The organism is Mesorhizobium sp. 1M-11, assembly GCF_001303895.1.
Classification (GTDB): Bacteria; Pseudomonadota; Alphaproteobacteria; order Rhizobiales; family Rhizobiaceae; genus Mesorhizobium.
Genome location: NZ_LJSD01000056.1, coordinates 25,290 through 38,277 on the forward strand (window position 1 = coordinate 25,290; position 12,988 = coordinate 38,277).

Here is a 12,988-nt window from a genome sequence, read left to right on the forward strand (position 1 = left end):
TGCAGCCCGTTTTCAGTCGCGATGCGAGCTGCAGATCATCGATCAGGCAATTTGATCCAGAGTTTCTTCGCGAAACCGCGACCGTCGAGTTCCCATGCACTGTCGGTGACTTCCGCTTTGCCGTCGCGGCACCGATAGGAATAGACGGCATCATGCCCTGTTGCAGCGAGGGGAACAAAGTCGGCGTCGGGGTTCTCCCGGCAAAAGCCGTCGGCTCCGGGATTGTTCCGCGTGGAATTCATCTTCGCGCAGGGCAGGTTGGCTCCGACAAAGCAGACCATGACCTTTCCATTCATGCAGCGGTACTGGGCTTGCGTCTGAAAACTGGAATCGTCGGGCGTGTCCTTGGCCTCGGGAAACAGTTTCCTGAAGGCTTCGACAGTTCCGCGATAAAGATCGTGCCTGTAGTCTCGGACCGTGTCGTCGTTTCCGGCCTTGCGGCAGTATTGGTGTAGATTGTCGGGTTGCGCCGCCAACGTATCCGCAGTCGCAAAAGGTTGGATGAGAACCCACGCTAACACAGCGATGCACAGGCGGTCGAATTTCGTGAAACGGAATAAAGTCATTGCAACCTCAAGACCGTAAATTACTACCATTGTCCGCAAAAATGCAATTTCATCAGCTATGAGCTGCGCTTTCGCAGCCAGCGCTTTGAAGCATCGAGCGGCAAATCTGCCATGGTTGAGAGAACTCATGAGCTCACTCCTGTCCATCGGCGGCTGGAAAAAACTGCGCGCGAGTCACATTCGAGGATTCTCGATCGTCATGAAGTCGGAAACGACAGAAGGAGATCGATCATGGCCGCCAGGCTCAACCCCGTCGCTGCAGCTCCAGCGCTGATGAAGCTTTGGTACGACGCTGCCGTCGCCATATCCGATAGCCTCGATCCTGCACTCGCCGAACTGGTCAAGACGCGCGCTTCCCAGATCAACGGCTGCGCCGTCTGCACCAACATGCATTCGATCCCTTCTCGCGGGTATGGCGAGACCGAGCAGCGCATTTTCCTGTTGCCGGCTTGGCGTGACGCACCTTGCTATACTGATCGCGAACGCGCCGCACTCGGTTGGACCGAGGCTCTCACGCGTCTCTGCGAAGGCCATGAGCACGAACGTGCCTACGAGGCACTGAAGGCTGTGTTCACCGAGGAGGAGCAGGTCAGCCTTACCTTGATAATCAATGTCATCAATGGGTGGAATCGCATCGCTGTCGGCTTTGGTGGCTGGGCCGAGCCGGCAGTGGGCAAGCCCTCCGCCATGGTGGTGGTCGCTTGACGACGGGGGCGTCATTCGAGGACGCTGCGGCGGATTTCGAGCCATTGCGTCCTATGCTCGTCCGGGTCGCATACCGCATGCTTGGCTCGGTGGCCGACGCCGAAGACATGGTGCAGGACGCCTTCATCCGCTGGATGCGCGCCGACCGCGCGGAGGTGCGGGAGCCGGCGGCATTCTTGCGCAGGACCGTCACGCGTCTCTGTCTCGACAAGCTCAAGACCGTGCGACGCCAGCGCGAGACCTATGTCGGCCCTTGGCTTCCGGACCCTGTCCTCGACGAGGAAGAAGACGTCACGTTGCCGTTGATGCTTGCACTGGAACGGCTATCCCCTCTCGAGCGCGCAGCCTTCTTGCTTCACGATGTGTTCGGTCAGGGATTTGAAGAAATTGCAGAGACAATTCAGCGCGATCCCGCGACGTGCCGTCAATTGGCCAAGCGAGCTCGCGCTCACGTCCGTGAGGCGAGGCCACGCTTCCAGGTGGAAAAACAGCGCGGTAGCGAGCTCGCCGAGGCATTTTTTACCGCCTCGCGCAACGGTGATTTGAAGGTGCTTGGTGCGATGCTGGCGGCCGATGTCAGCTATTATGCCGATGGCGGCGGCAAGCGCCCGGCTTCCATCGAGCCGATCCTGGGCTTCGATGCCGTCATGAGGGTCCATGAATTTCTGGCGGGTCTCTTCCTGGGCAATCGTTCGAAACTCATTCGCGCCGGCTTCGTCAACGGATTGCCCGGCTTCCTCTCGATCGAGGCTGATGGCGAGCTTTCGACGACCGCGCTCGAAATCGAGGATGGGAAAATCGTGGCAATCTACGTCGTGGGAAATCCCGACAAATTACAGCATCTTCACTAGCGCCGCTGGCTATCGGAAGCAGCTCGATCCTCCGCTGCGGAGGCGTCGCCCATATCAACACCGGAAAGCTGGTATGGGGTGCTTCTGACGTATTTTCACCGAAGCCAGGCCCAGCAACCAGACATTATTTCGCTGGATGTCACATTCGCGGATTCCCGATCGTCAACACAGCGTCTCCCTTCACAATCAACCAGGATGAGGAACGCAAGATGTTCAACAGAGTGATGTTCGCAACCGTGTTCGTGTCGGACCAGGAAAAAGCGCTGGAATTCTACACCGGCCTGGGGTTCCAGAAACGAGCCGATAACACATGGTCGGAGGGGCGCTTCCTGACCATCGGTATCGAGGGTCAGGACTTCGATATCCTGCTTTGGCCGGGCAAGGCGGGTAGGGGAGAAGCGGCCCCTGGTGCCCCGGCGATTTCGGTGCCTGGTCTTCTGTTTGTCGAATCGAAAGATCTTCAGCGGGATTTCGCTGAACTCAAGGCACGCGGTGTCGAATTGGTCGAGACCGAGCCCGAAGAATATCCGTTCGGGTTAAGAGCAACTGCCATCGATCCGGACGGCAATCGCGTTTCCCTGAGACAGCAAAAGCGATAGCAACTGATTTACGGAGCGAAACCGTAATGCGACCAAGCGGCCTGAAGATCATAGCAGGACCTTCAGGCCGGGGGTCGATGGGCTGAATATTGAGTGATCACAAGCGTGATCCGAGGCAAACATGGGTAGTGCCTCCGAGAAATGTCTGCCGCGTTCGGCCTTTTTTGTCCGATAGCCAATAGAGTGCGGACGGCTCCACTGGTTTCGTCCGCGACTCGATCGCAGCATGTGCGTCGCGAACAAGCGCGGGAGATTACTGCTCGGTAGCCGGTAAGGGTATTATAAGCCTTGCATGACCATTAATCCTGAGTCGCCCTCCCGCTTTGCTGTCCTTGCCAAGCCATCGCAATGGATGGTGCTGATCCCGTTGACGCTGGTGTTGATTGTTCTGCTTGAGCTGATCCATCTGCCGGCGGCGCTGCTGATTGGTTCTTTGGTCGCGGGGATCGTGGCAGGCGTCAATGGAGCAACCGTGCGAGTGCCTCGCATGGCATTTGCGGGGGCGCAGGCGATTATCGGTTGTTTGATCGCGGGGTCGATCTCTCTTGGCATCTTTTCGACGCTGGCCGAAGGATGGTTGCTTGTGCTGGGTGTCGTGGTGGCCACGCTGGCAGCGTCCAGCCTGTTGGGCTGGTTGATCAGCCGTCTCGACATTCTGCCAGGGACGACCGGCGTCTGGGGCTCAGCGCCGGGAGCGTCTACTGCAATGGTGCTGATGGCGGGCGCATTCGGGGCGGACCAGCGACTGGTCGCCTTCATGCAATATCTGCGCGTTGTGATCGTCACTATTGCGGCAGCTGCCGTGGCGCGGCTGTGGGTGGACAAATCGGGCGTGGCTGAACCGGCAATCCCCTGGTTTCCGCCGCTCGACTGGCTGGCCTTCGGCATAACCTTGGTCGTCGCCGCTGTCGGCGGTTTCTCGGGCCGGATCGGGCGTTTGCCGTCGCCGTATTTCCTCGGCGCTTTCATTCTTGGCAGCATTGTCCATCTTGCGCTTGGGTTGACGATGCAGATACCGGAATGGCTGCTGGCGGTGAGCTACGTCGCCATCGGTTGGACCATCGGGCTGAATTTCACAATCCACACTGTGCGGCACGCTGCCAGGGCTCTACCGCCGATCATCGCCGCTATTCTCGTGCTGATGGGTTTTTGCGGTCTGATGGCCTGGCTGATAGTCATGATGTTCGATGTCGATCCGCTCACCGCCTATCTGGCGACCAGCCCGGGCGGCATGGATTCGGTAGCAATCATTGCCGCGGCATCGGATCGGGTGGATCTTTCCTTCGTGATGGCGCTGCAGGCCGCGCGGTTCCTCGTGGTTCTGTTGGCCGGCCCCAGCGTGTCCCGGCTGGTTGCTCGAACGCTGCGCTGAAGGACGGGGCGCAAGGCGGCCCACAATCTTCGACCAGCTCTGCTCTTGTAAGCCTTGCTCCACTCGGCGAGGAGCCTCTTCGGGTTTCCGGCGCGGACCCATTCTGCTGCATGAAGTGACGGAGAGCGTCTTTCAATTTGATATCGTGCGGCCACAGCGACGATTGCTTCGCAACATGCCTGTTGCGCGAGCAGACGACTTGCGAACATTCCCAATTCGGTCTGTCGTGACAGAGGACCAGGCATTGAGGGCAGCACGGATAGCAGCTTTGCGCCTCATATCGGGCAATCGGGCGCAGGCGCTACGATCCTGAAGCTGCCGCTCAATGCCTCAACGATTTCACATCGAATAGCGAGTGTGGCCGCAACTGATTGTTACGAACAGCACGACATTTAGCAAAATGACCCACGCAGCAACTCCGAATGTATACTAATTCGATAGATGAATTCGAAACAGCATCATTCCCCTATAGCCCATGTCGCGATCCCTCATCGTTCTCAACGACTTTCCTATGTTAGCCACTCCGCAAGCGGCCTGGGGACTTGGGCCTCATCCTGCGGATCAGTCCTGTGAGTGTGGATCGCTTAGCGTGTGGGAGAGAATGCGGGGCCAGCGTCGGCTGCGCCATGACCATCCCGGCGCGGTGGTGCGCGACCACTCCATCTGTGACGCCGTTGCGGAGGCTGTGGCATGAGCGGCATCCACCTCCATTGGTATTTGCCGACCAACGGCGACAGTCGGGAGATCGTCGGCTCGGGCGACGATTCCCATCTCGCCCGCGGCCCGTCGCGCTCGACCTTCCGGGAAGCAACGCTCGACTATCTGACATTGATCGCCAAGACGGCGGAAACGCTCGGCTTCGAGGCCGTGCTGACGCCGACAGGCACCTGGTGCGAAGACGCCTGGATCACGACGGCGGCGCTGTCGCAGGCGACGACGCGGCTGAAGTTTCTCGTCGCCTTCCGTCCGGGCTTCATTTCGCCGACGTTGGTCGCCCATCAGGCCGCGACCTTCCAGAGAATCTCCGGCGGGAGGCTGCTGCTCAACGTCGTCACCGGTGGCGATCCGCTGGAGCAGAAGCGTTTTGGCGATTACCTTGGCCATGACCAGCGCTATGAGCGCACCGGCGAATTCCTGGAGGTCGTGCGCGGGGTCGCCCAGCCGGGGAAATCCGTGAGGCGCTTCGACTTCGCGGGCCGGCACTATCGCATCGAGGGCGCGCAGATCGATTTCGGCAAATGGCCGCTGCCGCCCATCTTCTTCGGCGGCGCCAGCCCTGCCGCGCAGGATGTCGCCGCCCGTCATGTCGACACCTACCTTGTCTGGGGTGAAAGCCCCAGCGCGGAGGCCGCGCGCATCGCCCATGTGCAGGAGCTCGCTGCACGCCATGGCCGCAAACTCACCTTCGGCATCCGTCTGCACGTCATCAGCCGGGATACGGAGAACGAGGCCTGGCGGGAGGCCGAGCGGCTCCTGGAAAAGCTGACGCCGGAGCGTGTCGCGCAGGCGCAGACAATCCTCGCACGCACGGAATCCTTCGGCCAGCAGCGGATGAACGCGCTGCACGCGGGTGGCGATGCCGGGCTGCCGACCTCGCCGCGTGTGCGCGATCTCGAAATATCGCCCCATCTGTGGGCCGGCTACGGCCTGGTGCGCGGCGGCGCCGGCACGGCGATCGTCGGCAGCCACGAGCAGGTGGCGGCGCTGATCGAGGAATACCATAGCGTTGGCTTCGACCATTTCATCCTGTCGGGGCAGCCGCATGTCGAGGAGGCCTACCATTTCGCCGAGGGCGCTTTCGCGATCCTCAAGTCGAAGGGGCTGCTCGCAACCTGACGAGGTTCGGCGCCGGCCGGACCGCCACAGTGGAACATGAACGGAATGCCGGACATCAGGCGAAAAGCATCATGAGCGTCGATATACGCCTGCTGACCGGGAAGGCAGACCTTGCGCAGGCCGCGCGGACCTTCCGCACAGCCATGGTCGGATTGCCGCCGATCGGCCCGATCGACGACGCGCTGTTGGAGAGGCTGTACGAGCCGGAGCGGACCTACGGCGCCTTTGCCGACGGAGCGCTCGTCGGTACGACCGACTCCTATTCGGGGCGACTTGCCGTGCCGGGCGGCGCCTGGCTGCCGCAGGCTGCCGTCACCCATGTCGGCGTGCTGCCGACCCACACGCGGCAGGGCGTGGCGACGGCCCTGTTCAGGACTCAGCTCCGCGCTGCGCGCGAGCAGGGCGAGGCCGTGGCGACGCTGCGCGCCTCGGACGCGCGGATCTATGGCCATTTCGGCTATGCGATCGCCAACACATCCGTGAGCTTCGAAGTCGACACGCAGCGGGCTCGGCTTCGTTCCGGCGTGGCGGCCTCGGGCTCGACACGCCTCGTCGATGCCGACGAAGCCTGGCCCGTCCTGAAGCGGATCTATGCACGTCAGCCCCCGTCGCGTCCGGGGATCATCGCGCGCTCTGACTACTGGTGGGATTTCCAGGCGTTGCGGCAGGCAAAGGGCGCTGCGCCAGCCTATGTCGCCGTGCACGGGCGGGAAGGGGCCGAGACGGGCTTCGTGCGTTATCATCCGGTGGGGCTCGACACCTGGTTCACCAGTTCCGAGCGCACCATCGTGGTCGACGACGTCGTGGCATACGATCCGGCCACATATGTGGCTCTGGTCGCGCATCTGCTGTCGGTCGACCTGCCGCACCGCATCCTCTTCTGGAGCCGGCCGGCGGACGACCCGCTGCCGTGGCTGTTCGAGGATTTCCGCAGCGTACGCGTCACTGCCGTCCGCGACGAAACCTGGCTTAGGCTGCTGGACGTGGAGAAGGCTCTATCCTCGCGCAGCTTTGCGGGACCGGACAGCATCGTTCTGGAAGTCGTGGATCCCGTTCTGCCGGACAATGCGACCCGGCTCCGCATCTCGTCGCACGGCGCCGAGCGCACGAACCGCTCTGCGTCGGTGTCGACCGACATTGCGGCACTGTCTGCAGCCTATCTCGGCGGCGTGAAATGGTGGCAGCTCGCACAGGCAGGCCGGCTGGGCTCGGCCGACAGGGTCTCTGTGGAAGCGCTCGACGCTCTGTTTGCGGTTCCGTTCCTGCCGCATTCCGGAACCATGTTTTGATATGTATTGAAAAAACAAAAATGAATTTAAAATAGAATACATAAAATAGATTATTGTATCTACTAGAACTTACACTTCATTAATTAAATTAAATATTGGGTTTACCGAGTATCGGAGAGCGAGATGGCGAATATATTGGCGTTCGGGACGTGGAAGAGATTTGCGGCGGGGGTCTCGCTGCTTTTCATGGCGGGCGGCACCGTCCAGGCAGAAGAGCTGAAATTCGGCGGAACGCTGCGCATCGCTTCCATCCAATCCGATCTGGACGCCTTCGACCCGCTCACCGGATACAGCATCGATTCCTGGCAGATACTGCGCGCGACGACGCGGCAGCTCGTCACCTATCCTGGCTCGCCGGCAGGTCTCAAGGAAGACACCACCCTGGTGCCCGACCTCGCGTCGTCCTGGGACATCAGCGACGACGGCAAGACCTACACATTCCACCTGAAGGACGACATCTTCTTCTCCGGAAGCACCGAGCGGAAGATCGTTGCCGGCGACTTCGTCTACGGTGTGAAGCGCTTCTGCGATCCCAACAAGCAGGTCGCCGCCATCAACTACTTCAACCTCGCGATCTCCGGCTTCGCCGATTATTGCAAGGAGTTCGCCAAGGTCCCGACCGGCGACCTGGCCGCGACCAAGGCCTTCACCGACAGCCATGAGATTCCCGGGATCCACGCGCCCGACGACCGCACGCTGGTGATCAAGTCCGACACCAAGAACTATGATTTCCTCAACATCCTTTCGATGAATTTCGTGTCGCCGGTGGCGTCCGAGATCGCCTCGAAATATTTTCCGGACTCACTCGACTCCCGCAAGAACCTGCCGTCCAGCGGCCCCTACTATGTCGACACCTATGACCAGGGGCAGAAGCTTGTCCTGAAGAAGGCCAGGAACTTCAAGGCCGAGTCCGACCAGGCCCGCAAGGCCTATGTCGACGAGATCGTCATCGATTTCACGGCCAACAGCGAGGACAGCGTCGTCCAGAAGATCATCGCCGGCGAGGCCGACCTGTCGCTCTATCTCGACATTCCACCGGTCGCGACGATCCAGCGCTTCCTGTCGCAGAACAGCCCCTATATCCACGCGACCAACAGTGGCTCGGCCAATTTCATCACCTTCAACCAGCGACCGGAGGTCAAGAGCGAAGGCGCTGAGGCGCTGCGCAAGCCGAAGGTCCGGCAGGCGCTGACCTATGCCGTCAATCGCGAGCATCTGGTGCAGACGCAGGCCGGTTCGATCGGCGCGGTGCCGCTCACCCAGATCATCACCTCGACCATCCTCGGTTACGAAGCCTTCGATCCGTACCCGACCGAAGGCTTCCGCGGCGATCCGGCCAAAGCAAAGGAGCTGCTGGCGGAAGCTGGCTATCCGAACGGCATCGCCTTCGACGCCATCTATCGCGCCAATGCCCAGTACGAGGCGATCGCGGTGACCTTGAAAGAGGATCTGGAGGCTGCCGGCATCACGCTGAACCTGACGCCGATCCCGCTGACCCAGTGGTATGCGAACATCCAGGATCCGAAGTCGCGCTGGGACATCTCGCTCAGCGGCAGCTTCTCGCCCGACTGGCAGGGGCCCAGCACGCGCATGCTGCTCGGCGGCTGGCTGAACTCCGACGCTGCGCCTTGCGGCACGGGTAACGTCAACGCCATCTGCTACAGCAACCTCGAGCTCAACAAGCTCGCCAAGGAGGCCTATCCGTCCGACGAGCCGGGTCCGATCTGGACGAAGGCCGACAAGGTGGTGTCGACCGACCTGCCATGGATCCCGCTGTTCGAGAAGCGCAAGATCGCGATCACCTCGGACCGTCTCGCCAACTGGGTGTGGTCGTCGCTCGCGGTCCAGGCCGACATCACCAACATCGCGCTCAAGCAATAGTCCGATCGAGCCGGCAAGGAGGCGCCCGTGTCCATCTTCTCCGTTGCCGACCTGCGCGTCGCGTTCGGATCGAGGGAGATCGTCCACGGCGTCTCCTTCGCCGCCGAGCCGGGCAAGACCCTCGCGATCGTGGGGGAATCCGGATCCGGCAAGACGGCCTCGCTGCTCGGAGCAACAGGCCTGCTACCGCCTTCAGCGAGGGTTCGCGGCAGCGTGCTGCACAAGGGCAGGGAGCTGCTCGGCTTGCCGGCCCGCGACCTGCGGCTCAGGCGAGGCGCGGAGATCGGCTTCATCTTCCAGGATCCACTGAGCAATCTGCATCCGCTGAAGACGGTCGGCGACCAGATCGGCGAGGCTATCACCGCCCACCGCCGGGTGAGCCGGCGAGAACTCCGCGAGCGCGTGCTGGCGCTTCTGGCCGATGTCGGCATCCACAACCCCTTGGCTCGCATGGACGACTATCCGCGCCAGTTCTCGGGTGGCATGCGGCAGCGCGCGATGATCGCCGCGGCGATCGCGCTCAACCCCGGCGTGATCATCGCCGACGAGCCGACGACGGCGCTCGACGTCACCGTGCAGGCCCAGATTCTCGATCTGCTGAAACGGATCCAGCAAGAACACGGTACGGCGATGATCTTCGTCAGCCACGACCTTGCCGTCGTCTCGGACGTTGCCGACAACGTCGCGGTGATGCGCGGCGGCCATGTGGTGGAGCAGGCGCCGGCCGATCTGATCTACCAGGCACCGCGACAATCCTACACGAAGGAACTGCTCGGCTCGGCGCGGCTCGGCGCCCTGATCCCGCGCGCCTGGGTGTCCCGGCCGGCTCCGCAGGCCGGGCCGCCCCTGCTCTCCATAGACGGCGTATGGCGCTCTTTCGCCGGCCGCTCGCGTGCCGACGGCTCCCTGGTCAAGCCGGTGCTGAATGACATCTCGTTCGACATACGTGAAAACCAGATCGTCGGCCTTGTCGGCGAATCCGGTTCGGGCAAGTCGACGATCGGCCGGCTGGTCGCTGGTCTCGATCAGCCGGACGAGGGCAGCATCTCGCTGCGCGATCGCGCTTATTCGCGTCCAGGACCCGGTGGCGTCGCCATTGACCGGCAGTTGCGGTCGCAGATCCAGATGGTCTTCCAGGACCCTTACGCAAGCCTCAATCCGCGCCGCCGCATCCGCTCCATCCTGGCCGAACCCTACATCATCGGCACCGGGCTCGACGCGGTGGCGATACGCCGTCGTGTCGAGGAACTGGTGCGCGACGTCGAACTGCCTGGAGACGTGCTCGACCGTTTTCCGGCGCAGCTTTCCGGCGGCCAGCGCCAGCGCATCGCCATCGCCCGCGCCATTGCGCTCGAGCCGTCTTTGATCGTCGCCGACGAACCCGTCTCGGCGTTGGACATCACCACGCAGGCGAGGATCATCGCGCTGTTGCAGGCGCTGCGCCGGCGACGGGCATTGTCGCTGCTGTTCATCTCGCATGATCTCGGTGTCGTCTCGGAACTGTGCGACCGCGTCGTCGTGCTGGAGAAGGGCGTCGTCGTTGAGGCCGGCGAGACCGCCCGCGTCTTCGCAGCGCCGCGGCATCCCTATACGCGCAGGCTGATCGATGCGATTCCGGGAAAAGCGTTGCGGCGCAGCGTGGAGACGCCGGAACGGATCGCGGCGCATGGCTGAAATCCGTGCCATCGCGGCACTCGGCGACGATGTGTTGCAAGGCCGCAACGAGGTCGTCAGGTCGTACGCTTCGCTCGTCGTCGACGCATTGCTGTGCGATCGGTCCTTCCGCGTCGGGGTGTTGATCATCGTCTTCGTGCTCGCCGGCGCGCTGCTGGCGCCCTTGGCCGCATGGCTGCTGGGGCACGGGCCGACGGAGCAGTTCCGCAACACGGCACTGACGGAGATGGGGCTGCCCACAGGTCCGACGCTGGAATTTCCGCTCGGCGCCGACGGCAACGGTCGCGATGTGCTGGTGAGAACGCTCTATGGTGCGCGCGTCTCGCTGGCCATCGCCATCCCGGCGACGACGCTCGCCATGATCATCGGTACCGCGATCGGCCTGATCAGCGGCTTTCTCGCCGGCCGCGTCGACCGCATCGTGTCGCAGGTGATCGACGTCGCTCTCTCCTTTCCCTTCATCGTCACGGCGCTCAGCCTGCTGTCGCTGAACCGCGGCAGCGACGGCAAGGTTCTGGTGGCCCCCTCGGTGGTCGTGGTGCTGATCATCACGCTGTTCTCGTGGACCTATTTCGCGCGGCTGACGCGCGGGCTGGTGCTCGTGCTGCGGCGCAGCCCGCTGGTCGAGGCCGCGCAGACCATCGGTGCGTCCAAGGCGCGCATCATCGTGCGGGAGATCCTGCCGAACATCGCGCCGGTGATCCTGGTCTACTGGGCGGTACAACTGCCGACCAACATTGTCGCGGAAGCAACGCTCTCCTTCCTCGGCGTCGGCGTGCAGGCGCCGCAGCCAAGCTGGGGCAACATGATCGCCGAAGCGCAGCGTTCCTCGCTCTATCAGCTGCAACCCTGGTTCCTTCTCGGGCCGGGCATTGCGCTGTTCCTCACGGTGGCCGGCTTCAACACGCTGAGCGCAGGCCTGCGCAACGTGCTCGATCCGCATCGGCACAGCGGGTGACGCCATGATCCGGCATGTCGGCGGACTGGTCTTCCGCGCCCTCTCGACGCTGCTCATCGTGCTGGTGATCGCCTTCTTCATCACACGCATCGCCTACCGCAATCCGGCGGCGATGCTGGCGCCGCGCAACGCCAGCCAGCAGGCGATCGACGCGATCGCCCATGCGCTGCGGCTTAACGAGCCGTGGTACCTGCAGCTCTGGTATTATCTCTATCGAGGTCCCGACATCCAGGGGGCGCCGATGGGGCTCGCCCACTGGCCGCCCGGGCTGGGGTACTCGTTCCGCAAGCAGACGGCGGTCACGGACCTCATCCTGTCCAAGGTCTCGGTCACCCTGTCGCTGGCGCTTGGGGCGGTGGTGATCTGGATGGCGCTTTCGATCATCCTCGGCGTCATCGCCGCGCGCCGGCAGGGTTCCTGGATCGACAGCCTTATCTCCGGCGTTGCCTATGTCGGCCTGTCGGTGCCGACCTTCCTGTCCGGCATCCTGATTTCCTATTTCCTGTTCTTCCAGCTTTCGAACTACGGAATCTTCTGGTTTCCGAGCAGCGGCTACGTTCCGTTGACACAGAATCCGCTGGAGTGGGCGCGCCATCTGGCGCTGCCCTGGCTGACGCTGGCGCTCGCTGAAATCGGCATCTTCCAGAGGGTGGTGCGGGCCAGCATGCTGGAGGTGCTGAGCGAGGACTATATCCGCACCGCGCGCGCCAAAGGCCTGCCGGAATGGCGCATCTATTACGACCACGCGCTCAAGGCGGCGCTCAACCCGGTGATCACGCTGGGCGGACTGGAGCTTGCCGTCATCATGGGTGGCGCGATCGTCACCGAAACGATTTTCGGGCTGGATGGGGTCGGCCGCCTGGCCATCAACTCGGCGCTCGAAGGCGATTTTCCGGTCGTCATCGGGACGACGATCTTCGCGGCGGCATGCTTCGTCCTGTGCACCTTCGCCGTCGACATCATCGCCCGATGGCGCGACCCCTCGAGCGTTTCATGAGTCCGTAGGCCAAGGGCCGGCCCCGGCCGTCCGACGTGGAGGCTCCCGCAATCCGTTCCCACTCCCGTCGGGATGTTTGGCAAAATAGTTCGCGGGATGGGATGCTGCCGCAGTGTCTTCGCTTATCGAAGTCCATTTTGTCTATAATCTTAGTATAGTTATTTCGTGCCGCCGTTTGTGGGCTGGCAGGTGCCGCCACCGGCGTTCCATCGGCCATTCCCGGACAGGGTCCTGCGAAGTGACATATCGCGGGATGCCGC

Annotated in this window: 11 protein-coding genes; 10 read left to right on the forward strand and 1 reads right to left on the reverse strand. The window is 62.5% G+C overall.

What is annotated here, in order from left to right:
* Positions 1–35: 35 nt before the first annotated feature.
* Positions 36–695, reverse strand: a complete 660-nt coding sequence (locus AO692_RS24550) for a hypothetical protein (RefSeq protein WP_152979957.1) — start codon at positions 693–695, stop codon at positions 36–38.
* A 102-nt stretch (positions 696–797) separates the two neighbouring features.
* On the opposite strand from AO692_RS24550, the gene AO692_RS24555 reads away from it, so the two are divergent.
* From AO692_RS24555 to AO692_RS24600, 10 genes are all read left to right on the forward strand, one after another.
* On the forward strand, positions 798–1,271 hold the full coding sequence (locus tag AO692_RS24555) for a carboxymuconolactone decarboxylase family protein (protein WP_054312695.1): 474 nt from the start codon (positions 798–800) through the stop codon (positions 1,269–1,271).
* The gene (locus tag AO692_RS24560; protein WP_280138664.1) at positions 1,268–2,122 is read left to right on the forward strand and encodes a sigma-70 family RNA polymerase sigma factor; all 855 of its coding nucleotides are present in this window, start codon (positions 1,268–1,270) and stop codon (positions 2,120–2,122) included. The genes AO692_RS24555 and AO692_RS24560 overlap by 4 nt, the downstream gene beginning before the upstream one ends.
* A gap of 209 nt (positions 2,123–2,331) precedes the next feature.
* Positions 2,332–2,721: a VOC family protein gene (locus AO692_RS24565; RefSeq protein WP_054312697.1), complete on the forward strand. Its 390-nt coding sequence runs from the start codon at positions 2,332–2,334 to the stop codon at positions 2,719–2,721.
* 292 nt (positions 2,722–3,013) lie between these two features.
* Entirely contained in the window at positions 3,014–4,093 is a 1,080-nt protein-coding gene (locus tag AO692_RS24570) for an AbrB family transcriptional regulator (protein ID WP_054312698.1), read from the forward strand.
* A 690-nt stretch (positions 4,094–4,783) separates the two neighbouring features.
* On the forward strand, positions 4,784–5,929 hold the full coding sequence (locus AO692_RS24575) for an LLM class flavin-dependent oxidoreductase (RefSeq protein ID WP_054312699.1): 1,146 nt from the start codon (positions 4,784–4,786) through the stop codon (positions 5,927–5,929).
* A gap of 71 nt (positions 5,930–6,000) precedes the next feature.
* Entirely contained in the window at positions 6,001–7,218 is a 1,218-nt protein-coding gene (locus tag AO692_RS24580) for a GNAT family N-acetyltransferase (protein ID WP_054312700.1), read from the forward strand.
* Between the two features lie 123 nt (positions 7,219–7,341).
* On the forward strand, positions 7,342–9,099 hold the full coding sequence (locus tag AO692_RS24585; protein WP_082407535.1) for an ABC transporter substrate-binding protein: 1,758 nt from the start codon (positions 7,342–7,344) through the stop codon (positions 9,097–9,099).
* Positions 9,100–9,126: 27 nt separating this feature from the next.
* Positions 9,127–10,773 (forward strand): ABC transporter ATP-binding protein, encoded by a 1,647-nt coding sequence (locus AO692_RS24590; RefSeq protein ID WP_054312701.1) that lies wholly within the window; start codon positions 9,127–9,129, stop codon positions 10,771–10,773.
* Entirely contained in the window at positions 10,766–11,731 is a 966-nt protein-coding gene (locus AO692_RS24595) for an ABC transporter permease (RefSeq protein ID WP_082407536.1), read from the forward strand. Before AO692_RS24590 ends, AO692_RS24595 begins: the two co-directional genes overlap by 8 nt.
* Before the next feature lie 4 nt (positions 11,732–11,735).
* Positions 11,736–12,728 carry an ABC transporter permease gene (locus tag AO692_RS24600; protein ID WP_054312703.1) on the forward strand — a complete coding sequence of 331 codons (993 nt, stop codon included), beginning with the start codon at positions 11,736–11,738 and terminating at the stop codon, positions 12,726–12,728.
* Positions 12,729–12,988: the final 260 nt, after the last annotated feature.